Genomic DNA, 25,220 nt, shown 5'->3' on the forward strand with positions numbered 1-25,220 from the left:
GAACTTCGCAAAAAACAGGCGGGAAAACAAGAGCACGCCCGCTTTTTACCCCCGCGGCGCGAATGCCCCTACGCGCCTGCGCAGGGGCCGGCGACAGGGCTTCGCGCCGCTTGAGGGGCGCCTTCGCCGCCGCTAAGACGCGGCCATGGGGACGCGCATCGAGAAGGACAGCTTCGGGCCGATCGCGGTGCAGGACGACCGCTACTGGGGGGCGCAGACGCAGCGTTCCCTCGAGAACTTCCGGATCGGGGGCGAGCGCTTCCCGCGGGAGATGATCGCCGCGCTCGCCACCGTGAAAAAGGCGGCGGCGCTCGTCAACCGCGATCTGGGGCTCCTGCCGGCGGACAGGTGCGCGCTCATCGTCGCGGCGGCCGACGAGGTGATCGAGGGCAAGCTCGACGACCACTTCCCGCTCGTCGTCTGGCAGACGGGCAGCGGCACCCAGACCAACATGAACGTGAACGAGGTCATCGGGAACCGCGCGATCGAGATGAGCGGCGGCGTGATGGGCTCGAAATCGCCGGTTCACCCGAACGACGACGTGAACAGGTCGCAGAGCTCGAACGACGTGTTCCCGACGGCCATGCACGTCGTCGCCGCGCTCCAGATCGAGCGCCGCCTGCTCCCGGAGGTCCGCCGGCTGCGTGAGACCCTGGCGCAGAAGAGCGCGGCGTTCGTGGACATCGTCAAGATCGGCCGCACGCACCTGCAGGACGCGACGCCGCTCACGCTCGGGCAGGAGTTCTCCGGCTACGTGGCGCAGCTCGACGCCGGCATCGCTGCGGTGGAGCGCGCGCTCCCGCCGCTGCGCGAGCTGGCGCTCGGGGGCACTGCGGTCGGGACGGGGCTCAACGCCCACCCGGAGTTTCCGGCGAAGGTCGCCGCCAGGATCGCCGAGCTCACGGGGGCGCCCTTCGTCACCGCGCCGAACAAGTTCCAGGCGCTCGCGTCGCACGACGCCCTCGTCGCGGCGCACGGCGCGCTGAAGGTGCTCGCCTGCGGCCTGACCAAGATAGCGAACGACGTCCGCTGGCTCGCGAGCGGGCCGCGCTGCGGGATCGGCGAGATCACGATCCCGGAGAACGAGCCGGGCAGCTCGATCATGCCGGGAAAGGTGAACCCCACCCAGGCCGAGGCGATGACGATGCTGTGCGCTCAGGTGCTCGGCAACGACGTCGCGGTCGGCATCGGCGGGGCGAGCGGCAACTTCGAGCTCAACGTGTACAAGCCGCTCATCGTGCACAACGTGCTGCAGTCGATCCGGCTGCTGGCCGACGGCTGCGCGTCGTTCGAGGAGCACTGCGCGCGGGGCATCGAGCCGAACCGCGAGCGCATCGAGCGGAACCTGCGCGAGAGCCTGATGCTGGTGACCGCGCTGAACCCGCACGTGGGCTACGACAACGCAGCGAAGATCGCCAAGAAGGCGCACGCGGAAGGGAGCACCCTCCGCGAGGCGGCGGTCGCGCTCGGGATCCTCGACGGGGGGAAGTTCGACGAGATCGTTCGGCCGGAGAGGATGATCGGGCCTTCCGGGGACGGGTGAGGCTGCGGTGGACGGGGACGCGAAGGAAGAGGTCGTGCCGAGTTGCCCGGCGCTCGGAGAGGGGGCATCGGCGATAACCGAGCTCGTTCGGTCACGCTCAGCTCACGAAGCCCTCCACCCCACCATCGGTCACCAACGTAAACGACGCTCCGGTCTGAATTCTTTCAACCCGGGGGACTAGGGAACGGCCCACGGCAGCCGCACCCGTGCCCCGGGAAGGATCCCCTGCTCGCCAGGCAGGTTCCAGACCACCGGCGACACGGGCAGCACCACCGGCGCAAGCGTGACCTCATAGCGGCCAAGCTCGAATGTCGCGCCCGCCTCCGGAAACCCCTGCGTCGGGTCGTCGAGCCCCACCAGCGCCTCCGGATCCACAAGAATGTCCGAGGACGGAAGCGCCGGCGCGCTCGCCTGCGGCAGATCGCTCACCCGCTGTAGCGCCTCGTCGACCACACGCTTCCAGTTACGTCCCATCTGCGCGGACGGAAGCTCCGCTGCGAGCGCCTCCAACCGCGCCTTGAACTGTGCGTCGGACAGCACCGTCGCAGTCCGCTCTGCGGGCGACCGGGGTGGCGGCCCGACCTCCTGCGCCTGCGCCATGCCAGGCGCAGCCAGCGTCGCGAGCAGCGCCACGGCAGCTCCGTGCGCTCTCCTGCATACCCTCATTCACCACCTCCTTTGCGCGCCTTCGCGCGGCTGACGGACATCCAGCGAGAGGTCGACCGCGAGGAGCGCCGGATACTCCGGCCTTCCGCGCGGCGGCGGGGCGAGCCCGCCTCCGGGAACGGGCGGCGATCGACGTCGAGCGCCGCGGGGTTCGGGAGCAATCAGTGTACGCCCATCGCAGGTGCCCGGAAAGGGCAACACGCCTGGTGCGCGCGGGTGCGAGGCGGCGTGTTGACACCCTGTCGACACGTGGGATAGACGAAGGCGCCTGCCAGCGGCGCTGTTGCCGAGTTCGTTGCGATTCCTCTCGCCCGCCGGCCAGCACGGATGCCAATGACACCTTGCGCATGGACTCGTCGCGGTGCGGATCCTCGATGTGCCCGGCTGCGGCGCCGCGGGGGCAGCGCGGCGCCGGACGGCGCTGCGCTCGCCCCTCTCCTCCTGGCGGCGGTGGCGCTCTGGTGTCCGCAGGCCAGCGCACAACCCGCCCAGCGGCTGCCAGCCCAGCCTCCGGCCGCCGACGCGCTTCCGGTTCCCCCGCCCGCGGCGCCGACCATCCCGGTCGCGCCAGCCATCCCGGTCGCGCCGCCGCCCGGCGCGGCTCCCCCCGGCGGCGCGCCGGCCACGCCACCTTCCGGAGCTGCGCCGCCCAGCAGCGCGCCGGCCACGCCCCCTGCCGGGGTCACACCCGGCACCCCCGCGGCCACGCCGGACGCACCGCCTGCCACCGTTGCGCCGTCCGCTGTCGCCGCACCCGGAGCAGCCGCCGCCAGCACGTCGCCGGCAGGCGCCGCGCCGTCCAGCGCTGCGCCGCCCGCCGCGATCGCGGCCGCACCGTCTCCTGCCGGGTCGGCCGCTGCGCCGGCCGCTGGCGAACCGCCGTTCCAGCTCGCGATAGGCCGCCTCGTGCTCTCTCCCCTCGTGCTCGTGCAGGCGCAGGCCGTCCCCTACGTGGGCGAGGACGCCTTCCTCCAGGCGGGCGACGTGGCCGAGGGGCAGGGGTTTCGCCTGCGGCGCGCCCGCATCGGCTTCGCGGGGAGGCTCGCCGGGTACGTGCCGTTCGCGGTCTCGGGCGAGCTCGCCGGGGGCGCGGACGCCTCGGCGCGGCTCTCCGAGGCGTGGATCGGCTACGCCCACTTCCCCTTCGCGAACCTCTACTTCGGCGCGCACGACGTGCCGTTCAGCCGCTCCGCGATGGCCGGCGCCGGCGAGGGCGCGCTCATCGAGCGGCCCCTCGCCGTGCGCGCCATGGCGCCCTCACGCCAGGTCGGCCTCCACGTCGAGGGGCACTTCCGGGGCAGGGCGTTCAGCTACTTCGCCGGCATGTTCAACGGCTTCCAGCGCTCGGATCAGTTCTTCGCCGGCTATGTCGAGAACGCCGCGAGCTTCGGCAACCGCTTCGACCACATCGCCTACGTCGCGCGGCTCGCCACCGAGCCGCTCGGCCCCCTCCCTCGCTCGGTGCAGGACCTCGCCGCCTCGCGCCTCCGCGTCGGCGCAGGCGCGAGCTACTTCTTCAGCGACGGCGGCACGCGCGACATCCACGGCATCGGCGCCGACGTCCTGGTCCAGGCCGCGGGCGCGCACGCGCTGGCCGAGCTCCTCTGGAACCAGAGCGACCCCGAGAGCACCCCGACGCAGCCGCTCGGCCAGCTCGCCCCGGTCACGTCGATAGGGCTCGTCGGCGAGGTGGGGTATTTCGTGAGGCGCATCAAGCTCGGGGTGAGCGCGCGGTTCGAGTGGCTCGATCCCAACCTCGACCTCTCGGACGAGACGGACAGCTGGGCCCTCACCGCCGGCGCGAGTTACCACTTCATCGACAACACGCTCAAGGCGCAGGCCGACTTCACCCACCGGCAGGAGCGCCACGGCGTCGCGCTCGACAACGACGCCGTCGCGCTGCAGCTCCAGCTCAACCTCTAGCGGCCCGCCATGCGAAAACGCCGCTCCGCCCTCGCCCTGCCCGCGCCGCGCGGCGCCCTCGGCCTCCTCGCTCTCCTCGGCCTGGTCGGCCTGGTCGGTTGCGACGAGCCGAACCTCCTGCGCGCCAAGCCGATCGAGAACCGGTTCGAGCTGGTCGGCGGCCCGGTGGCGATGGCCGATGTCGGCGATTTCCTGTTGGAAAACGACGAGATCCGGGTCGCGATCCTCGGCCCGCGCCACTCGCCGGGGCCGGGCGTCTACGGCGGCTCGCTGGTCGACGCCGACCTGCGCCGCCCCGATCCGCGCTTCGCGAGCGCGTCGGGCCGCGACCGCTTCGCCGAGTCGTTCCCGGTCGCCAACCTGCTCGTGCCCGATCCGGGCGCCACCGAGGTCTTCGTGGTCGACGACGGCTCCGACGGGCAGGAGGCGATCGTCCGGGTCGAGGGCGACGGCGGCTTCCTCTTCCACGCGCTCGGCGTGCTGAAGACCCAGGAGGACCTGCTCGGCCTCCTGTTCGACGGCCTCAAGCCGGCGATGCGCTTCCGCACCGACTACGTCCTGCGCCCGGGCGAGCGGTTCGTCACGATCCGCACGACGCTCCTCCTGCCGGACGAGGTGCTCGGGTGCCCGAGCGTCGCCTCGTGCGCGCTCGAGTGCGCGGACGGCCTCGCGGCGGGCGACGACGGCTGCCCTGCGTGCGCCTGTGGGGAGCCGCTCTCGCTCGACAACTACGCGGGCCCCTCCGACATCTTCAGGGGCATCCTTGGCGACGAGCGGAACGGAGATCCCGAGCGCAAGGGCGGGATCGTCGCCGGCGATTTCGTCTTCTTCGGCAACCAGAACGACATCTTCGGCCCCGGCATGGGCTTCGACGAGGAGAAGGCGGTGTTCGACGCCCTCTTCTCCGGCCGGGACACGTTCCAGCAGCCGCTCAGCTTCGATTTCGTCGCCGCGGCCGGCGGCGACGTCAGCTACGGCTATTTCACGAAGGCGCCGGAGGGCGGCCCGCCCTCCACGGTCAACGTCCCCGTCTTCACGAGCGCGGCGACGGCCTTCCTGAGCGCCGGCCGGAGCTGCCTCGCCGCGGACTCCGACGACGACGCGTGCGACCGGAAGCGGTCGTTCACCTACGAGCGCTACTTCGCCGTCGGCGAGGGCGACATCGCGAGCGTCGCCGAGGTGGTGTACGGCGCCCGGGGCACGCCGACCGGCGCGCTCGAGGGCGCCGTGCGGTGGCGGTCGACGGGCGCGCCCGTGCCGAACGCGCGCGTCCACGTCTTCCGCGACCCCGACCCGGGCGCCGCCTTCGCGAGCGTCGACGCGCTCGTCGAGGCGAACCTCGCGCGCTCGGGGGACGTGGGGCTGCTCAGCTCCGTCGACGCCGACCTCGGGCTCGATCCGGTGGAGGACGGCGACTTCCACGCGCGGCTCGCGCCCGGCGGCTACCTGCTCGTCGCCGAGAACCCCGAGGGCACCGCCGTGTCCGCGCCGATCCGCGTGGCGCTCGGCGCCGGGGCCACGGTCTCGGTGGCGGCGGAGCTGCCGAGCCCCGCGCGGATCGCGTACCGGGTGGTCGACGAGGGCGGCCGGCTCGCGCCCGCCAAGCTGACGTTCATCGCGCTCGACGCCGCGGGCCAGCCGCTCGAGGGCGACGGCACGAGGCGGGTCTACCTCGGCCACGGCCGCCTCGGCAGCGGCGTCCGGCAGATCGAGCGATCGGCGACGGGCGAGGGCGCGGTCGAGATCGAGCCCGGGCGCTACCGCGTCCTCGCCACGCGCGGGCCCGAGTTCGGCCGGTTCGAGATCCCCGACCTCGAGGTGCGCGCCGGGGAGGTCCGGCGGATCGAGGCGGTCGTGCCGCGCGAGGTCGACTCGACGGGCTGGATGTCGATCGACATGCACCTGCACCAGCGCCCGAGCTTCGACAGCGGCATGCCGCTCGAGGAGCGGGTGACCTCGGCGGTCGTCGAGGGGCTCGACGTCGCGGTGACCACCGACCACGACGTGCACACGGATCTCGAGCCCGCGGTGAGGCAGCTGGGGCTCGAGCCGCACCTGAAGACGGCGGTCGGCGCCGAGGTCTCGACGCTCGAGCTCGGGCACTTCATCGGCTTCCCGCTCCGCTACGACGAGCTCGACGTGCCGGATCACGGCGTCTTCGACTGGGTCTGCCGCGCGGGGGGGGACGTGATCGACGGGGTGCGCGGCACGGCGGCGGAGGGCGAGGACGCGCTCGTGATCGTCGCTCACCCGCGCGACGGGTTCATCGGGTACATCGACCAGCTCGGCGTCGACCCCTTCACGCTGCGCCGGTCGATCCCGACGCTCGAGGCGAGCAACCCGCTGTTCCAGGCGGGCAGCTGCGATTTCGACGCGATGGAGGTCTTCAACGGGAAGCGGCTCGATCTGCTCCGGACCCCCACCGTGCAGGAGGTCGTCGATTTCAACCGGTGCCTGTCCCGGATCGACGCCGCGACGGACGAGGCGTCGCTCCGCGCGGCGTGCGCCGAGCTTCCTGGCGGCCTCCCGGCGTGCAAGCCCGGCGAGCGGTACGCGGTCTGCCAGCAGCGCGCCCGCTCGGCGCTCGCCTGGAGCGTGACCAAGCGGATCCTGACGAGGACGCCCGAGGAGCAGGACGCCGTCTGGGACTTCGACAGGACCGCGGCCGACGGGGAGGCGCTCTGCCTGGGAGGCGAGGGCGGCCCGGTCCCGCTGGAGGACGCGGATCGGCCGTGCACCTTCCACGCGGGCCAGGTCGACGACCTGTTCCGCTACCTCGACCACGGCTTCTCGCCGACGCAGGTGGGGAGCAGCGACAGCCATGGCGCCTCGCTGGAGCCGGGCTTCCCGCGCACCTATTTCCGCTCGCGGACCGACCAGCCGTCGGCGCTCGATCTCGAGGAGGCGACCGGGGCGCTCCGCGCGGGCAGCGCGTTCGCCACGTATGGGCCATTCGTTCGCGCGAGCGTGGGCGGCGCGACGTTCGGCGGCGTGGCGCGCGTCGAGGGCGACATGGTGCCGCTCGACCTGCGGATCGAGACGGCGAGCTGGTTCGGCGTGGATCGCGTCGAGGTCTACGTGAGCGGCCGCCTGGTCCGGGTGCTCGAGCCGCCTTCGGGGCCGTCGGCGATCGTGGACGTCGACGAGCGGCTCGTATTGCCGGCGCCGCCGTCGGACGGCTGGGTCGTGGTGGTGGCGATGGGCCTGCGCGACGAGAACCTCCTCACGCCGGTCGCGCTGCCGGTGTCGTTCGGCGAGCTCCAGCTGCCCCGGGTCGCGAGCCTCGCGTTCACGCAGGTCGAGGCGCTCTCCCGGTTCTTCACGGCGTCGCCGCCGGTCCCCGACTGGTACCCGGTGGCGCCCTACGCGGTCACGAACCCCATCTTCCTGGATCGCGACGGCAACGGCGTTTACGACGCCCCGCGCGGCCCGCCCCCGTTCTGCGCGAGGCCGTGCGACCCGGCCGTGCTCGATCCGTCGCAGTGCCCGGAAGGGCAGCAGTGCCTGGTGAACGAGCGCGTCTGCGGGATCTTCGTGCTCGGCCGCTGCGACGACAAGCAGGCGTCGCCGTAGCGCCCAAACGATGGCCGCGCGCGCGCGCGCGGCCCGCGCAGACCTCACCAACGGGCAGGAGCGACGGCGGAGCGCGCCGCGCGCTCAGCGGGGCCGTGCGGTAGGGGACGGCGTGATCGCGTGGGCGATGGCGCTCTGGAGCGTCGAGCGGGTGATGATGCCGCGGAGGTCGATCCCGCCCTGCGTGAGCGCACGGGCGACCTCCGGCTGCATCCCGGTCAAGATCGCCTGCGCGCCGAGCAGCCGCAGCGCCGAGGCGGTGCGGATCAGCGAGTCGGCGACCCCGGCGTCGACGCGCTTCAGGCCGGTGATGTCGATGATCACGATGGACGGGTTGTGGCGCTCCACCCCGGCGAGGGTCGCCTCCAGCACCTGCGCGGCGCGCGCTGCATCCATCGTCCCGATGAGCGGCATGACCAGGACGCGATCGGTGATCGGGATGATGGGCGTCGCCATCTCCGAGAGGCGCAGCCGCTGCACCCCGATGATCTCCTCCTGGAGCGCTGCCCGGGCCTGCTCGGCGCGCTCGCGCTCGCGGAGCTCCTCGAGCAGCAGCTCGTTGGCCCGGTTCAGCTCGTCTGCCTTCTGCGACAGGCGCTCGTTGACCGAGAACAGCTCCTCGGTGCGCCGCTGCACCTCGCTCTCGAGCCGATCGTTCATGGCGCGGTGCCTCTCGGAGACCTCCTGCAGCCGGCCGTAGAGCAGCGCGTTCTCGAGCGCCGCCGCGACCTGCGCGCCCAGGAGGCGGAGCAGCTCGGTCTGCTCCGGGGTGAAGGCGCCGCTCGCGAGCGTGTTCTCCACGTACAGCACGCCCGTCAGCCGGTTCTGGTGGACGAGCGGGAGGCCCATCACCGACTTTGGCCGGCGCGCGGCGAGGTAGGGATCCGCCGCGAACCGAGGGCTCGCCGCGGCGTCGTCCAGGATGAGCAGCTCTCGCGTCCGCGCCACGTAGTGGACCACGCTGACCGGCAGGGCCGAGGACTCCTCCAGCGGACGCCGGAGCTCCACCTCGATCGACGCAGGATCGATGGTGACGGACGCCTCGATGAACAACCGCTCTTCGCGCGCGAGCACCAGGAAGCCGCGCTGGCCGCCGGCGCTCGCGAGGACGGCGCGCATCACGCGGTCGAGCGCCTTCCCGAGCACGAGCTCGCTGGAGATCGCGTGCGTCGTCTGCAGCACCGCCGCGACGTCGGCGAGCTTGTGGAGGAGCGGGTGGCTCACCGACATGGAGCTCGATCTCGCGGCGGCCTTCTCGTGCTCCGCCGCGGGCCCCCGAGCGATGGGGAGCGGGTCGAGCCCGTGCTGCCGGATCAGCTCCGTGGCCTTTCGCTCTGCCCCCCACTGCCGGTAGGCGTGCATCGCGGCGTCCAGGTAGAGCGTGGCGATGCGCCGCCGGCCCTTGCGAGCGTAGTACAGGCCAGCCAGCTCCGACGCGAGCGCCTCGTACTGCACGAACTCGCTCTGACGGGCGGCGTCGATGGCGTCGTCGTAGAGCCCCATCGCCTCGACGTCGCGGCCGGAGGCGCGCGCCGCCTCGGCCAGGACGAGGACGTGCTTCACGCGGAAGTTGTCGGGGCAATGGCGCGCCCAGAGCTCGAGCTTCTCGAGCGACGCGGAGAGCGCCCCGGCGTGCCGCTCGCGCTCGCGCTCGTCATGCTCGCCGAGCGCGACCAGCGTGAGCGCGAGATAGAAGTGGTAGGTCGCCTCGATCGGCATCGCCATGACGGCCCCGAGCACCGGGCGCGCCGCCTCCGCGGCGGCGAGCGCCTCCTCGGGGCGTCCCTGGGAATAGAGCAGGATGAGCCGGATGATGTGGTAAAAGGCGATACCGCACCCGAAGCTCGCCCGGGTGAGCGCGGCCAGGCATTCCTCCTCTGCAAAGCCCTCCTCGCTCAGCGAGGCGTCGGCCGCCGTGAGCCCCTTCAGGCTGCGCAGGAACTGCTGCTCCAGCCGGATCGTCTCGAGGACGGCGTGATTGCCTGTCTTGCGCGCGAACGACGCGAATCGCTCGGCGACGCGGTGGACCTCCGCCAGCGGATCGCCCTTCTCGTAGACCTGCCAGACGGTCTCGAAGGCCAGGTAGCTCGCGTACACCAGATCGCCGGCCTCGATGCACGCGAGGAACGCCCGCTCCAGGATGGGGAGATCGTTCCGGATGTGCTGGACCCAGAAATTGATGTGATCGCCGTGGAGGTGCAGCAGCGTCCCCCGCAGCGAGATGTCCCCGAGCTTCTCGTTCAGCCGGATCGACATCTCCGAGAAGCGGAATCCCGACGGGATATCGCCGAACGCCGCGACGAGCATGAGCCCGTAGACGCTGTAGGCGAAGCACGACGCCTCGGTGTTGCCGTGCCGCAGCGACAGGTTCAGCATCTTCAGCGCGATGAGCGGGAACACGCCCGGCCGCCCGATGTACGCGCAGGGAGCGCAGTCGGCGAGCAGGTTGATGACCGCGCGGATCTGCTCGTCGGCGAGCAGCGGCGCGTGCAGGATGTCCTCGATGCTCCTGCCCGCCATGCTCTCCGGGATCTGCGCGACCTCGGCGGAGACGGCGGCGCCGATCTCCTCGCTCCCCCCGGGGATCTCGACGCCGAACAGGCGCAGCGCCTCCTGTCCGACGGTGACGCCCTCGTCGTAGCGGCCGGCGACCTGGTAGAGCTTCATCCGCAGGCTCTGGACCCGCGCCCGATCGAGGTTCGACGCCGCCACCTCGAGCAGCCGCTGGAACAGCGCCTCGGCCTCGGTGAAGCGGCCGCACAGGTACTCGCACTCGGCCGCCTCCAGCGTGAGCGCCCAGCGCAGCGCCTGATCCCGCGAGGCGCCGTCGTCTCCGAGCGCGCTCCGCCCGGCGCTGAAGTACTCCGCCGCGGCCCCGTACGCGGTCGAGCTCTTGGCCTTCCTCCCGGCGCGCAGGTTCAGGCGCGCGAGCAGATCGCGCTCGCCGGGATCGGCGATGAGGGCGGCACCATAGTTAAGATGGTTTACAGTGTCGAACAGCTGCTCTTCCTGCGGCTCGCCGCGCTGGCTGGCCAGCATCAGGCGGCCTACGCGCAGGTGGGCGGCACATCTGTGCTCGTCCGCGATGAGGGCATAGGCCGCCTGCTGGACGCGATCGTGCAAGAACTGGTAGGAGACGGCGAACGACGCGTCGGTCGCGGGCTCGCCGTGGGACGGGTCTTCCGGGTGCACGAGCCGGTAGTCGGCGTCGATGGGGAGCAGGACCCCTTCCTGCATGGCCGCCCAGAGATCCTGCGCCGCCTGCGCGGCCGGCAGCTCGGAGATCGTCGCGAGCGTGCGCAGGTCGAACCGGTGCCCGATGCACGCGGCGAGCGTCAGGGCGCGCTGGGTGGGCGGCGCGAGCCTCTGCAGCTTGGCGATCATGAAGTCGACGACGTTGTCCGTCACGGCCCGCGACTCGATGGCTGCGAGATCCCATGTCCATCTGCCGGTCTCCGGGTCGCACCGGAGGAGCCCGTCGTCGCTCAGCATTCGTAGGAACTGCCCGATGAAGAACGGGTTGCCCAGCGTCTTGTCGTGGATGAGCTCGGAGAGCTGGGCGACGTCCTGCGCCGCGCGGCCGAGGGCGTCCGAGGCGAGCGCCGTCACGTCGTCCTGCGAGAGCGGGGCGAGGGGGATGTCGGTCACGGCCGCGCTCGCGGCGCGGACGGCGTCGAGGGTGATGACGAGCGGGTGTGCCGGGCTCACCTCGTTGTCGCGGTACGCCCCGACGACCAGGAGATGGCGTGTATCGGCGTCGGTGAGCAGGAGCCGCAGCAGCCTGAGCGACGCCGGGTCCGCCCACTGGAGGTCGTCGAGGAACAGGACCAGCGGGTGCGCCGGAGCGGCGAATACGCCAAGGAAGCTCCGGAACACCATGTCGAAGCGGTTCTGCGACTCGGAGGGGCCGAGCGCCGCGACCGCGGGCGCCTCGCCGACGATGAGCGCGAGCTCGGGGATGAGGTCGACGAGGAGCCCGGCGTTCGGGCCGAGCGCCGCGCCGAGCTCCGCTCGCCAGTGGGCCAGCGCGTCTGTCCGCTCGGAGAGGAGCTGCTGCACGAGCCCCCTGAACGCCTGGACGACCGAGGCGCAGGGCACGCCGCGGTTCAGCTGATCGAACTTGCCGTGCGCGAAGTGGCCGCCGACCCTGGCGATGGCCTTGTAGGTCTCGTGGACCAACGCGCTCTTGCCGACGCCGGAGTAGCCGGAGACGAGCACGAGCTCCGCGGCGCCCGCGCGGGCCCGCTCGAAGGCGGCCAGGAGCCGGTCCCGCTCCTCGTCTCGGCCGTAGATCTTCTGCGGGACGCGCAGCTCGTGGCTGCGATCGCGCTGACCGACGGGGAAGGGGTGGACCCGGCCTGTCTGCTCGAGGGACCGCAGGCACTCCGCGAGGTCTGCCTTGACGCCGTACGCGCTCTGGTAGCGGTCCTCCGGCGCCTTGGCGAGGAGCTTCATGACGATCTCGGAGACCGGCCGGGGGACGTCCCCGCTGCGCTCGTGCGGCGGGGCGGGCTGCCGCGCGATGTGGCTGTAGAGGACGTCCACCGGATCGCCGTCCGGGAACGGCAGGGCTCCGGTCAGCATTTCATACAGCGTGACACCGAACGAGTAGAGGTCGGCGCGGTAATCGATGCCCCTGTTCATGCGCCCTGTCTGCTCGGGCGACATGTACGCGAGCGTGCCTTGAAGGGTGGACGCCGAGGTCGACTGTTGAAACTCCTGCTTGAGCCGCGACGAGGCGCCGAAGTCGATGAGCGTGGCGCGGCGCAGGTCCGAGCTGACGATGATGTTGCTGGGATTGATGTCCTTGTGCGTGACGTGACAGCGGTGCACCGCGCCGATGGCGTCGGCGATGGCCGCCGAGAGCGCCAGCGCCGCGCGGAGGTCCAGCCGGCGATCGTCGAGGATCGCCCTCAGGGTCGTGCCCTCGACCGCCTCCGTGACGAGGGCGAGGCCGCCGCGCGTCCTCTCGAGCGAGCACACCCTCACCACGGACTCGAGATCCAGATCGCGCAGGAGGCTGAACTCGTGCCGCAGCAGGGCGAGATCGCGGACGCTCGGGTGCTCCCCCTTCAGCGTCTTGATGACGACCGGCCGCTGATCCGCGGCGCGGCGGCCGCGGTAAACGTGGGTCTTGCCGCCCTCATGGATCAGCTGCTCGACGACGTGTCCTGGCAGATCGAACGGTGCTGTGGTGGTCATGACGTGCTTGCGCTCCACCTCGTGATGGCTTCGTCCACACGTACCGTGCGGCCGATTACGTCCGGGAAGGACCAGTATAGGGCGGTCTTCTGCGGATTCACCGAGGGAGTGCAAAGAAGGGGGCTCGACGTGTGCTGTGTCACGCTGCAACGCCGCGTTCCTTGTCGTTGTGTGTGATGCGGAGTACTCGACGCGAAGCGCCCAGGTTCGTTCCTGGGCGCGGGTGAGGCGTTTCCGGGGCCGCCCGGCCCTCGTGGCGGGTCGCCTCACAGGCGGCAACCAAGCTTCGCGCCGCGTTCTCCTACATCCGAACGTTTACGTGGTCGTGGTCGTGGTCGTGGTCGTGGTCGTGGTCGTGGTCGTGGTCGTCAACGGTAGGCCGTGAACGACCGCGACCACGACCACGTAAACGTTCACGACCACGTAAACGTTCACGTTGGTGACCGATGGTGGGGTGGAGGGGGGCGGGCTTCGCGCCCTGAGCGTGACCGAGCTTGGTTAACGCCCATGCCCCGAGGGCCTACCGTGAGCGTGCCATCAAGGACCCCTCTGGCGACGCGCAGCTCGGGTGGTCGAGGAGGCCGCGCGGCTGTGACGCGAGATCGAGCGTCGGATCGACGAGGTCGCGGAGGGGACCTCCGTTCAGCGACGCGACGACCGTGGCCGTGACGATGGGCCGCACCCCGGAGTCCTTTTGCAAGCGATCGGCCACGTGGTGCGCGAAGTCGACGAGCATGTCGGGCCGCGCGCACATCTCCCCGAGCTGGCGGCTCGTGAGCCACGCCTCGACGTCGAGCGGCTCGCGCACGCCGGTCCTCGGATCCAGCACGTGAATCCCGAGCTCGCTCACATTCTTGTCGCGCAGCTTCATGCGCCACGAGAAGCGGTGTCCGGCCTCGTTCCAGGCGACGTCGCCCGGATAGACCCAGTGGCGGAGCGGCACCACGAGGTGGAACAGGAGATACCCGTGGAGCAGCGCGAGCGGCAGCGCGCTCCGGCGCGGCGCGGCGGGCGAGGGGACGCGGGCGACGTCGCCGGGGGCGTCCGCGCCCTTGAACAGGAAGGGCAGCCGCCGCCTCGGCCACGAGGGATCGCCGAACAGCGCGAGCGAGGCGATCATCGCGTAGGGGAAGATACCGATCTTGAACAGGAGGGCGTTGGACAGGTTGAACGCCACGGCGAGCGCCGCGCCGAACGGGAAGGTGCGCCGGGAGAAGAGCAGGAAGCCCATCGAGAGGTCGATGAAGAGCCCCGCATACGAGAGCGCGAGCCCCGCTGCCTGTGAGGCCAGGAGCGGCCCGACGAGGGGCGCGTCGCCGTGCGCGGCGAGCCACATGGTGAGCGGCTGCCCCCGGAGCCAGTCGCCGTTCAGCTTCGCGACGCCGCCGTAGAAGTAGACGATGGCGATCTGGGCCTTCAGGGCGAAGAGATAGAAGCGCGGCACGGTCTCCGCCGGCGCGCCGGGCGCCGCCCCTGCGGGCGAGGCGCGCCGCGCGCGGAGGCGATCCAGCGAGAGCGCGCGGTGCGCCGGGGCGGCGGCGAGCATCAGCCCGAGGAGGCAAAGGAGATAGAGGTGGTTGAGGTATTGTGCCTTGTCGAGGAGGAAGACATAGGTGAGCGCAGCGCAGAGGAGCGCGGCGCTCACCCGGTAGAAGAGCCCGACGGCGCAGAGCAGCGCGAGGACGAAGAGGGCGCCGAAGTGCCAGTACATCCCAGTCCCGCCCCACGGGCGGACGAGGGGGACGAAGCTGAAGAAGAAGCCTGGCTCGATGTAATAGCGGTAGATCCGATCGTGGAGCGCGTACCGGACGACCTCCCACGCGATCAGGGCGCCATAGCCGGCGCGGAAGACGGCGAGCGAGGCGGCGTCGACCTCGGCGGTGAGGTAGGCCGCCCAGCGCCGCGCGAGGTCACTTCCAGTGCCCGTGCGCGTGCCCGTGCTTGTGCTTGCCCTTGTGCTTGCCGTGCACGTGGATGTGGACCCTTCGCCCGTCGTCGTCATCGTCGTCGTCGTCATCGTGGACCACCACCACGCCAGGAGCCCTGTTGACCTTCACATCCACGTTCCACGCCGTCGCCACCACGACGTTGAGGGCAGGCGCGCTCGGGCCGACGATGACGTGCACGCCGGGGCGGTAGCCGACGAGCACCACGTCGGCGTGCGTCGGGTGCGCCACGACGACGGTGAGCTTCACCGGGTTGACCTTCGCCCCGACCTTGCCGACGCAGTAAAGGCCGCCCGGGCCGGGGGTGAGCACGACGAGCTCGGAGCCCTGTCCCACGAAGCCGAGCTTGATCTTGCGGTCGCCGACGGGGATCGGCTTCAGGTCCGCGTCGAGGACGTAGACCCTGACCTGACCGGAGGCCTTGTCCGCGACGACCTCGATCGTGTCGTCGCCGACCACCTGGATCACCCCGCCGTTCGGGCCCGTCTTGCCGGGGGGGATGGGCCTCTTCTCCGCCTTTCTCGCGCCCTCGACGATGACCTTCGTGCCCCCTGAGGGCACGTGGAGTGTGCCATTCCACGGCTTCCCGGAGACGCTGATGTTGTACTTCACCTCGGTGAGATCGGCCTCGAGCTTGGGCCCGGTCGCGACGAGGAGCCCTGTCTTCGCGTCGAGCGCGAGCGGGGCCTGCGCGTCGCCGTTCGGCCCTTTCCAGGTGAGCGTGCCGCTCACGTCCTTGTCGATGGGCTTGCCGTCAGGCGCCTTCACGATCGCCTTCACGGCGCCGTCGGGCGCGAACTCCCACCCGACCGAGCCGCCGTCGTGCTCCTCGGTCAACGGATCTTCGATCGCCACGGGGACCGCCTGGACCGACTCCTCGGTCACGCTGGCCTCGGCGGTGGTCTTGCACCCTGTCGCGAAGGGGCTACCGGCGATCAAGGTGGTCAGGGCCACCACGGAAAGGATGCTCTTGGCTTGCATCAAAGCCTCCAAGCGCAGGAGGGTATCGCAACCGCCGCGCCGCGTCTGCACGAACCGCCTCGTTCCACGGCGATGAGGGGCACGGGCGACGACATTGGATGCGCGGTGACCACTTCGCCCGTGATCGTCGCTCGCGCGTGCCTCCGGCGTGAGCTCGTAGGGTTCGAAGAAGCCTTGTGCGGAGTGCCTCGTGGGATGACGAGCGATGTGGATGCTCTGGGCATATCGCCGAGCGCGCTAGCGAACGCGGCGGATGCCTGTGGCAGCTCGCCAGGCGCAATCGCGGCGTGCCGGATGCTTGTGGCGGCTCACCAGGCGCGAGCGTGCGTGGTGTTGCCGATGCCTGTGGCGGTTCGCCAGCCGCCGTCACGCGCCTCTGGAGGCTCCTCGGCGTTTTCGCGCCTGGGCTTCCCCCCAGCGCCTCTTCGGGCTAGCGTCCCGGACGAGCCCGTCCTGCCATGTCCCAGCGCGTCTATGTCGGCCTCGTCGGCTACGGCCTCGCCGGCGCCGTTTTCCACGCCCCGCTGATCCGGTCCGTCTCTCGGCTGCGCCTCGCCGCCATTGCGACCCGCCGGGAGGGCCAGGTCATGGCCGACCACTCGGGCGTCGCCGTGCATTCGACGCCCGAGGTGCTGATCGCCGAGCCAGGGATCGACCTCGTGGTCATCGCCTCGCCCAACGAGACCCACTTCCCGCTCGCGCGCGCCGCGCTCGAGGCGGGCAAGCACGTGGTCGTCGACAAGCCGTTCACGATCACGAGCGCCGAGGCCGACGAGCTCATCGCGCTGGCCGCGCGCCGGGGCCGGCTCCTCTCGGTCTTCCAGAATCGCCGCTGGGACGCGGACTTCCGCACCGTGCGCAGCTGCATCGAGCAGGGCCTGCTCGGCGAGGTGGCCTCGTACGAGGCGCACTTCGATCGCTTCCGCCCCGCCATCAAGCAGGGTTGGCGAGAGCAGGAGGCGCCGGGCTCGGGGATCCTGTACGACCTCGGCGCGCACCTGATCGATCAGGCGCTCGTGCTCTTCGGCTTGCCGCGCGCGGTGACCGCCGACGTCCTCGCGCAGCGATCCGGGGCGCGCACGGTGGACTATTTCCACCTGACGCTCGACTACGGCAAGCGCCGGGTGATCGTGCGCTCCTCGACGCTGGTGCCCGAGCCGGGGCCGCGCTTCGCGGTCCATGGCGACGGCGGGAGCTTCCTCAAGCACGGGATCGACGGCCAGGAGGACGCCCTCAAGGCAGGCACACGCCCGGGTGTACCGGAGTGGGGGCGTGACGACCCGCGCTCGTTCGGCACGCTCGTCACGGCGAGCGGCGAGCGCCGCGTAATCGAGAGCCTGCCCGGCGCCTACGAGGCCTATTACGAGGGCATCGCGGCGGCGATCCTCGACGGCGCCCCGCCGCCGGTGCGCGCCGAGGAGGCGCGCGACGTGATCCGCGTCATCGAGGCCGCGATGAAGAGCGCCGCCGAGCGGCGGACGATATCGCTGGGGGCGTGATCGACGCTGCGCAGGAAAACCGCTGCTTGCGTTGAGAAGCGGTTGAAGAGCGCATGCTCACGCGACCTCTGTCGTCTCGTACCGAGGGTGCTTATCGGGCGGTGGGAATGCGCCGATATCCGAGGTGGGTCACCAACGACAGCGGTAGTCCCCGAGAGGGACAGCGGTAGACCCGCGGCGAGGGTGCTCGCCGGGCGGGGTGGGGGATGGGCCGATGTCCGAGGTGGGTTAAAAAGGGACGGCGGTAGGCCCGCGGCGAGGGTGCTCGTTGGGCGGGGTGGGGGATGGGCCGATGTCTGAGGTGGGTTAAAAAGGGACGGCGGTAGGCCCGCGGCGAGGGTGCTCGTTGGGCGGGGTGGGGGATGGGCCGATGTTTGAGCCCGAGGCATCTCTCCTCCGGCGAAGCTGGAGGAGAGATGTCTCGGGCGAGTTCGGCGGGGCCCCCGCCCCGCCCAACGAGCACCCTCGCCGCGGGCCGGGCAATTCGGAAGATCGCGCACAGCAAGGCCGCTGCACGCTCGACGCCCTCTCGGGCCAGAAGATCAGCGCGCCGCCGCCATCGCCGCCTGCATCGCGATGCCCATCTCGGCCGGCGTGGCGGCCACCTTGGCCCCCGCCGCCTCGAGCGCCGCGATCTTCTCGGCCGCCGTGCCCTCGCCGCCCGCGATGATCGCGCCGGCGTGGCCCATGCGCTTGCCCGGAGGCGCCGCGCGGCCGGCGATGAACGCGGCCACCGGCTTCTTCATGTTCTTCTTGATCCACGCCGCCGCGCGCTGCTCGGCCGTCCCACCGATCTCGCCGATCAGCACCACGCCGTGGGTGTCGGGATCCTGGTTGAAGAGCTCGAGCACGTCGATGAAGTCCATGCCGCCGACCGGATCGCCGCCGATACCCACGCAGCTCGACTGGCCGATGCCGAGGGCGCTCAGCTGGCCGACCGCCTCGTAGGTCAGCGTGCCCGAGCGGGAGAGGACGCCGATGTGCCCCTTCTTGTGGATGTGGCCCGGCATGATCCCGATCTTGCACTCTCCCGGGGTGATCACGCCGGGACAGTTCGGCCCGATGAGCCGCGTCGGCTTCCCCTCGAGGAAGCGACGGACGCGGATCATGTCGAGCACCGGCACGCCGTCGGTGATGCAGATGACGAGCTTGCAGCCCGCATCGACGGCCTCGGTGATCGCGTCGGCCGCGCCGACCGGCGGCACGAAGATGCACGAGACATCGGCGCCCTCGTTGCGCACGGCCTGCTCGACCGTGTCGAAGATCGGCACCTTGTCTTCGAATCGCTGGCCGCCGCGGCCCGGCGTCACGCCGGCGACGACCTTCGTCCCGTACTCGATGCAGGCGCGGGCGTGCTGCGACCCGTAGGCGCCCGTGATGCCCTGGAAGACGACCCGCGTGTCCTTGTTGACGAGGATGCTCATCGCTTGATTACTCTACCTTCAACGTGGACAGGAGCTCGGCCATCGCCGCTGGCTCGCTGCTCAACTGGGTTCGAGGCTCGGTGCTCGCGGGCGCCCTAGGCGCCGGCCTTGCCGCCGCGCGTGGCGGCCACGATCTTCTGCGCGCCGTCGGCCATGGAGCTCGCCGACTGGATGGTCAGGCCGCTCTCGTCGAGCAGCTTGCGGCCGGCCTCGACGTTCGTCCCCTCGAGGCGCACCACGAGAGGCACCTTGAGCCCGAGCTCCTTCGCCGCGGCGATGACCCCGGCCGCGACGACGTCGCAGCGCATGATGCCGCCGAAGATGTTCACGAAGACGCCGCGGACCCGCTCGCTCCGGAGGATGATCTGGAACGCGGTCTTCACCTGCTCCTGCGAGGCGCCGCCGCCGACGTCCAGGAAGTTCGCCGGCTTTCCGCCGTAATGGAGGATGATATCCATCGTCGCCATCGCGAGCCCGGCGCCGTTCACGAGGCAGCCGATGTCGCCGTCGAGCGACACGTAGGACAGCCCGGCCCGCTTCGCCTGCAGCTCGACCGGATCCTCCTCGTCGACGTCGCGCATCCCGTTCCAGTCGGCGTGCCGGAACTCGGCGTTGTCGTCGAAGCTCACCTTCGCGTCGAGCGCGAAGACGTCGCCGGCGCCGGTCACGACGAGCGGGTTGACCTCGAGCAGCGAGCAGTCCTCCGCGGTGAAGCACGCATAGAGCGAGGCCACGAGCTTCAGGAACTGGCGCTGCGTCTCCTTCGCGGTGAGCCCGAGCGCGATCGCGAGCTGCCGCCCCTGGTACGGGGCGAGGCCGAGCACCGGATCGATGAAGAGCTTGTAGATCTTCTCCGGCGTGCTGTGGGCCACCTCCTCGATGTCCATGCCGCCCTCGGTCGAGGCGATCACCGCGACGCGGCGGCGCTCGCGATCGACGAGCATCGCGAAGTAGAGCTCGCGCGCGATGTCGAGGCCCTGCTCGATGTAGAGCCGCCGGACCTTCTGCCCCTCGGGGCCCGTCTGCTTGGTGACGAGCTGCATGCCGAGGATCTTCTCGGCGAGGGCGGTCGCCTCCGCGCTGCCACCCTTCGCGACCTTGACGCCGCCGCCCTTGCCGCGGCCGCCCGCGTGGATCTGCGCCTTCACGACGACGACCGGGTTGCCTGTCTGGGCGATCAGCCGATCGGCGATCGGCGCCACCTCGCTTGCCTGGAAAGCGGGCTCCCCTTTCGGTACCGGCACTCCGTAGCGAGCGAAGAGCTGCTTGCCTTGATACTCGTGGATTTTCATGAGAGGGGCCGCCACCCTATCACAAGGCCGCGCCCGCGCGAGACTCGAAAAACAGGGTCGACGGACGTCGGTGTGCCCGGTGCCTTGGCCTTACCCTGGCCGCGCGCGAGTCACGTGTTACGTTTTGTTACGCTCCGGCACGTTACGTTTCGAGTGTTTCGCGCCGGCTCACCCATCCATGGAAAAGTGCGGCGGCGCAGCGCTCGACGTCGTCTGCCTTGGTGGTGCATGACGTCGGCGCCCGCGGCGCTGCGCCCTGGCGCGTGCGGCGCGGGGGCACAGCGCCGCTTTCGTCGCCTCACTTGGCGGCGTAGGGCGGCGGCTCAGGCCGGCGGAGCGCCACGAGGGTGAACAGGCCGGGCAGGATGTCGTCCTCGACCCTGGAGACCTTGCCTTCGAGGCTGATCTTGAGCTCATCGAACGGCGTGTAGGTGAGCCCGGCGCTCGCGGAGACGCTCGGCTGAGGCGCGAACAGAAAGGCAGAGAGGGCGCCTTCCGGTTCGTAGAGAGCCTGGACTCTAAAGACCGGATGGATTGCCACCTTCGGGAGGACATTGGCGATGATCTCGCCTCCCACCCAGGGATTCAGCGCGATCGCTCCCGCCTCGTCCGCCGCGCCGACCAGCCCGACGCTGCCGTCGATCGACACGGACAGCGCCTCGGCCGGGTAGAGCTCCAGGGCGACGACCGCCGAGTAGAAATCGATCGACGGATACAGCGCGACGCCCGACCAGGTCGACCAGAGCGGCTGCATCGTGGTGAGACCGGCGCCGAACGTCGGCGCATCGACGTCGAGATCGAAGCCGCCGAAGAGGTTGATCTCGTATCCCTCGCCGAGGACGAGCCCGGGCTCGACGCCGAGCATCCGGCCCGGGACGGTGCTGATCATGGTCGAGGTTGTCGGGAAATAGTTGATCCAGCCGTCCCAGTCCTCGATGCCAATCGGGTGCGTGATGATGCCCAGCCGGAGGTGGTGATCCTCGCGGCCAATCTGGAGCATCGCCCACTCGGGCGGGCCGATCTTGATCCCCGGCGTCAGCAAGGACCACGTGGGGTAGACGAACGCCGGCAGCCCGAACGCCGGCAGCCCGAGCGGCGCCGTGGTCGCCTGCACGTCGAGATCGAGCCGGAAGTACAGCGAGCCGCTCGCGAGCCGGAGCCCGACCTCGGCCTGCGCGAGCGCGTCGAAGCGAAGGGCCGCGGGCTGCTCGCGGTGCACGCCCGCGACGACGCTGGTCCCCCCTCCCACCCAGGTGTCGATGTCGGCCGGGAGCGCGGCGAGGTGCGGTAGCAGCTGGGCCTCCTCTCTCTCTGGGTCTCCGGACGGCGGCTGTCCTCGATCAGCGAGCGGCGACGAGCGCCCCCGCGGCGATCACCGCCCCGCGCCGGCCGTCGCGGCCCTCAGGCGCTCGACCAGCGGGCGGATGACGTCGCTCCGCAGCTTGTAGGACGCGCGGTTCGCGATGAGCTGGGTGCTCACCTCGGTGACCGTCTCGAGCACCTCGAGGCGGTTCTCGCGCAGCGTCGAGCCCGTCTCGACGATATCGACGATCAGGTGGGAGAGCCCGACGAGCGGCGCGAGCTCCACCGAGCCGTGGACGGGGATGATCTCCGCCACCACGCCCTTTCTCGCGAAGTGATCCCCGGCGATCCGCGGGTACTTCGTGGCGACGCGCGGCAGATCGGGCACCTCCGTGTCCTCCGGCCCGGCCACGACGAGGCGGCAGCGGCCGATGCCGAGATCGAGCGGCGTGTAGAGATCGTGGCGGCGCTCGAGGAGCGTGTCACGGCCGGAGACCCCGAGATCGGCGGCGCCGTACTCGACGTAGGTCGGGACGTCGTCCGGCTTCAGGAACACGTACCGGAACGCGCCGTCCGCCGTCGGCCGGACCAGGCGGCGATCGTTCTCCTCGAGGGGCGTGCTGTCGAGGCCCGCGCGCCGCACGAGCGGGATGAGGTCCTTCAGGATCCGCCCCTTGGGGACGGCGATGGTGAGGGGCTTCGTCATCCGGCCCGCCCCTCGACGCGCACCGTGTCGGCGCCTAGCTGCGCGAGCTTGCGCTCCATGAACTCGTAGCCGCGATCCAGGTGGTAGACGCGCAGCACCTCGGTCTCGCCCTCGGTCGCCACGAGCCCGGCGATGACGAGCGACGCGCTCGCGCGCAGATCGGTGGCCATCACGGTCGCGCCCGACAGCGGCGCGCCGCCGTGCACGTGCGCCGTGTGGCCGTCCACGTCGATGTGCGCCCCCATCCGCGAGAGCTCGGGGACGTGCATGAAGCGGTTCTCGAAGATGGTCTCGACGATGCGCGACGTGCCCTGCGCGAGGCACATCAGGACCATGAACTGCGCCTGCATGTCGGTCGGGAAGCCCGGGTGCGGCGCCGTCGTGACGTCGACGGCGCGCAGCGGCCGCCCCTCGCGGCGGACGCGCACGCAGTCGCCCTCGCGGCCCACCTCGACGCCCGCCTGGCGGAGCTTGGCCGCGACCGCCTCGAGGTCCTCGAGCGGCGCGTTCTCGATCAGCACGTCGCCGCCGGCCGCGGCCGCCGCGACCATGTACGTGCCGGCCTCGATCCGGTCGGAGATGATCGCGTGGTCGAACGGCTCCAGCTCGTCCGCGCCCTCGATGTGGATGACGTCCGTGCCGGCGCCGCTCACGCGCGCGCCCATCTTGTTGAGCACCCGGCCGAGCTCCTCGACCTCGGGCTCGCGCGCGCAGTTGACCAGCGTGGTCCGCCCCTTCGCGAGCGCCGCGGCCATCATCAGGTTCTCGGTGCCGGTCACCGTCGGCAGATCGAACACGACCTCCGCGCCGCGCAGCCGCTTGCACTCCGCGACGATGTAGCCGCGCGACAGCCGGATCGTCGCGCCGAGCGCCTCGAGGCCCTTGAGGTGCTGATCCACCGGGCGCGTCCCGATCTGGCAGCCGCCGGGGAGCGACACCTTGGCGCGGCCGAAGCGCGCGAGCAGCGGGCCGAGGACCATGACGCTCGCGCGCATCTGCTTGACGAGCTCGTAAGGCGCCTCGGGCCGCACGTTGTCGCCGGCGCCGACCTTCACGAGCGGCGGCGCGGTCTCGACGTTGCGCCCGAGGAACCGGAGCAGCGCCGAGGTCGTCTCGATGTCGCGCAGCGCTGGCACGTTGCGGAGCAAGCTCTCCCCGTCGGAGAGCAGCGTCGCGCAGAGGATCGGCAGCGCGGCGTTCTTCGCGCCGCTGATGCGGATCTTGCCGGAGAGCGGCTTCCCGCCCCGGATCCGGATGGAGTCCATGCCCCCGCTATCGCACAACCCGCGGCGGAACGCGATGTTTCGGGGGCCGCGCGCCGCGCGCCGTGTTTCGCCCCGCGCTCGGCGCCGGCCGTCGCGATCGCCGCCGGCTCACCGCGCGGGGCCGGCGGGCGACGGGGCCCACTTTCCCGTGCGCTTCCCGTGCGCTCGTCTAGTCTCCACCGGCCATGCGACCGAGCGCCATCGCCCTGTCCTCGCTGCTCGCCGCGTCTGTGGCCCCGCTCGCAGCCGCGCAGCCGTCGGCCGATCTCCGCGGGTTCCGCGCCTCGATCGACCCCGGGGCCGGCGTCTACCTCGAGCCCGCCGCGACCCCGGACACGGGCGAGTGGAGCGCGAGCCTCTGGGCCTCGTACGCCTACCGCCCCATCGTGCTCCGCGATCCCGCCTCGGGCGAGGTCCGCTTCGACGTCATCCGCCACCAGGTCAGCGCGGATTTCGCGGCCGGCGTGGGCATCGCGCGGCGCTTGCTCGTCGGGCTCACGCTGCCCGTGGTCCTCCACCAGACCGGCGACGCGCCCATGTCCGACGCCACGCGGGTGCTCGGCGACACGTGGCTCCCGGCGCAGGCGCTCGGCGATCTCGGCCTCATCGGCAAGCTCACGCTCGTGCAGCCCACCGGCGGCGATCTCGGCGGGCTCGCGCTCGCGCTGCACGAGCGCTTCACGCTGCCCACGGGGGACGAGGCGTCGTTCGTGGGCGAGGGGGGCGTCACGAACGAGCTCAGGCTCCTCGCCGAGTACCGCCTGATCGCGCTCGGCGCGCACCTCGCGGCGGGGGTCAAGCTCCGCGCCGGCGAGGCCCGCTTCGGGTGCCAGGCGACCCCGGTCCCCGCCGCGGGCGACGATCCGTGCCCCACGGTGTTCGGCCACGAGCTCCCCTTCGGCCTCGGCCTCTCGTTCCGGCCGCAGATCCTGGGCATCGACCCGGAAGGGCGCGCCACGTTCTTCCTGGAGGCGCACGGGCACCTCCCGCTCTCGCCGATCGCGCCGTTCGCGAGCCAGGAGGCGGCCGCGCTCGAGCTCGGCCTCGCCGCGCGCTACGCGCTGGGCGATGTCTCGTTCCTCGCCGGCGTCGAGACGGCGCTGGCCGGCGGCGTCGGCACCACGCCGCTGCGCGCCGTCCTCTCGGTGGCCTGGACCCCGCGCGTCCACGACGCCGACGAGGACGGCGTTCCGGACGACGTCGACCAGTGCGGCGAGCTCGCGGAGGACCGCGACGGCTTCCAGGACGACGACGGGTGCCCCGAAGGGGACAACGACGAAGACGGCGTCTTCGACGACGAGGACCGCTGCCCCACGCAGAAGGAAGACGAGGACGGCGTCGCGGATGAAGACGGGTGCCCTGACCCGTGACGCCGGGCCGTGGACGATCCATGACGACGTGGACCGCATGAGCGACGACGGCTACACGAAGCACGGCGGCGGCCGCCACGAGGGGCCCTCCCGCACCTCGCCGTATCCCCTGAGCCGGCTCTCCGCGCCGCACGAGCTCGTCGACGTGGCGCGGGAGATCCAGCAGGCGGACGCGCTGCTCGGCGCGGTCACCGGCGGCAAGCTCGCGCAGATCGCGCGGCAGATCCGGTCGCTCCAGGAGGAGGCGCGGCGGGTCCTCGAGGCGGCGCAGCGCGACGGCGAGCTCCACCGGGCGGCGTGCAACTTCAAGAAGCGGCCCGGCCACGTCTACCACCTGTACCGGCGCGGCGACGGCGTCCCTTACCTCTCGATGCTCTCGCCGGAGGAGTGGGGCGGCTCGCCGCCGCACGCGTTCGAGGGCTCGTACCGCCTCGAGGTCGACATGTCGTGGACGCCGGCGCAAGAGGCCGAGGCGCACGACGCGGAGGCCGGCGCGCTCGCGCGGCTCACCGGCCGCGGCGCCTGACC

General features: G+C 71.3%; 15 protein-coding genes. 6 read left to right on the top strand and 9 right to left on the bottom strand.

Annotated features, from left to right (window positions below; translation table 11 throughout):
- Positions 1 to 145: 145 nt before the first annotated feature.
- On the top strand, positions 146 to 1,543 hold the full coding sequence (gene fumC, locus WMF39_RS49270) for a class II fumarate hydratase (RefSeq protein WP_437743357.1): 1,398 nt from the start codon (positions 146 to 148) through the stop codon (positions 1,541 to 1,543).
- Between the two features lie 177 nt (positions 1,544 to 1,720).
- Here fumC and WMF39_RS49275 read toward each other — a convergent pair whose 3' ends face one another.
- On the bottom strand, positions 1,721 to 2,176 hold the full coding sequence (locus tag WMF39_RS49275) for a hypothetical protein (protein WP_437743358.1): 456 nt from the start codon (positions 2,174 to 2,176) through the stop codon (positions 1,721 to 1,723).
- 939 nt (positions 2,177 to 3,115) lie between these two features.
- Here WMF39_RS49275 and WMF39_RS49280 point away from each other — a divergent pair.
- Together WMF39_RS49280 and WMF39_RS49285 are read left to right on the top strand one after the other, a co-directional pair.
- Positions 3,116 to 4,132, top strand: coding sequence for a porin (locus WMF39_RS49280; protein ID WP_437743359.1), 1,017 nt, complete (start codon positions 3,116 to 3,118; stop codon positions 4,130 to 4,132).
- A gap of 9 nt (positions 4,133 to 4,141) precedes the next feature.
- A complete protein-coding gene (locus WMF39_RS49285) occupies positions 4,142 to 7,705 on the top strand; it encodes a PHP domain-containing protein (RefSeq protein ID WP_437743360.1) in 3,564 nt (1,187 codons plus the stop codon).
- A gap of 84 nt (positions 7,706 to 7,789) precedes the next feature.
- Here WMF39_RS49285 and WMF39_RS49290 read toward each other — a convergent pair whose 3' ends face one another.
- The 3 genes from WMF39_RS49290 to WMF39_RS49300 all read right to left on the bottom strand — a co-directional run bounded on the left by WMF39_RS49290 (position 7,790) and on the right by WMF39_RS49300 (position 15,834).
- Positions 7,790 to 12,907, bottom strand: a complete 5,118-nt coding sequence (locus tag WMF39_RS49290) for an AAA family ATPase (protein ID WP_437743361.1) — start codon at positions 12,905 to 12,907, stop codon at positions 7,790 to 7,792.
- A 520-nt stretch (positions 12,908 to 13,427) separates the two neighbouring features.
- Positions 13,428 to 14,924, bottom strand: a complete 1,497-nt coding sequence (locus WMF39_RS49295) for an HTTM domain-containing protein (RefSeq protein WP_437743362.1) — start codon at positions 14,922 to 14,924, stop codon at positions 13,428 to 13,430.
- A complete protein-coding gene (locus WMF39_RS49300) occupies positions 14,818 to 15,834 on the bottom strand; it encodes a hypothetical protein (RefSeq protein ID WP_437743363.1) in 1,017 nt (338 codons plus the stop codon). Before WMF39_RS49300 ends, WMF39_RS49295 begins: the two co-directional genes overlap by 107 nt.
- 458 nt (positions 15,835 to 16,292) lie before the next feature.
- Here WMF39_RS49300 and WMF39_RS49305 point away from each other — a divergent pair, with 458 nt between their 5' ends.
- Positions 16,293 to 17,333: an oxidoreductase gene (locus tag WMF39_RS49305; protein WP_437743364.1), complete on the top strand. Its 1,041-nt coding sequence runs from the start codon at positions 16,293 to 16,295 to the stop codon at positions 17,331 to 17,333.
- Positions 17,334 to 17,875: 542 nt separating this feature from the next.
- Here the strand turns inward: WMF39_RS49305 and sucD are convergent.
- From sucD to murA, 5 genes are all read right to left on the bottom strand, one after another.
- Positions 17,876 to 18,757 (bottom strand): succinate--CoA ligase subunit alpha, encoded by an 882-nt coding sequence (gene sucD, locus WMF39_RS49310; RefSeq protein WP_437743365.1) that lies wholly within the window; start codon positions 18,755 to 18,757, stop codon positions 17,876 to 17,878.
- 95 nt (positions 18,758 to 18,852) lie between these two features.
- Positions 18,853 to 20,049 (bottom strand): ADP-forming succinate--CoA ligase subunit beta, encoded by a 1,197-nt coding sequence (gene sucC / locus WMF39_RS49315; protein ID WP_437743366.1) that lies wholly within the window; start codon positions 20,047 to 20,049, stop codon positions 18,853 to 18,855.
- A gap of 298 nt (positions 20,050 to 20,347) precedes the next feature.
- The gene (locus WMF39_RS49320; RefSeq protein ID WP_437743367.1) at positions 20,348 to 21,268 is read right to left on the bottom strand and encodes a hypothetical protein; all 921 of its coding nucleotides are present in this window, start codon (positions 21,266 to 21,268) and stop codon (positions 20,348 to 20,350) included.
- Positions 21,269 to 21,421: 153 nt separating this feature from the next.
- Complete coding sequence (gene hisG / locus WMF39_RS49325; protein WP_437743368.1) at positions 21,422 to 22,057, bottom strand: ATP phosphoribosyltransferase; 636 nt, start codon at positions 22,055 to 22,057, stop codon at positions 21,422 to 21,424.
- Entirely contained in the window at positions 22,054 to 23,322 is a 1,269-nt protein-coding gene (gene murA / locus WMF39_RS49330) for a UDP-N-acetylglucosamine 1-carboxyvinyltransferase (RefSeq protein ID WP_437743369.1), read from the bottom strand. The genes hisG and murA overlap by 4 nt, the downstream gene beginning before the upstream one ends.
- A gap of 185 nt (positions 23,323 to 23,507) precedes the next feature.
- On the opposite strand from murA, the gene WMF39_RS49335 reads away from it, so the two are divergent.
- A complete protein-coding gene (locus WMF39_RS49335) occupies positions 23,508 to 24,692 on the top strand; it encodes a hypothetical protein (RefSeq protein WP_437743370.1) in 1,185 nt (394 codons plus the stop codon).
- Entirely contained in the window at positions 24,667 to 25,218 is a 552-nt protein-coding gene (locus WMF39_RS49340) for a DUF2452 domain-containing protein (protein ID WP_437743371.1), read from the top strand. Before WMF39_RS49335 ends, WMF39_RS49340 begins: the two co-directional genes overlap by 26 nt.
- Positions 25,219 to 25,220: the final 2 nt, after the last annotated feature.

The sequence above is a fragment of the Sorangium sp. So ce1504 genome, from assembly GCF_051521635.1.
GTDB classification, from domain to species: domain Bacteria; phylum Myxococcota_A; class Polyangia; order Polyangiales; family Polyangiaceae; genus Sorangium; species Sorangium cellulosum_B.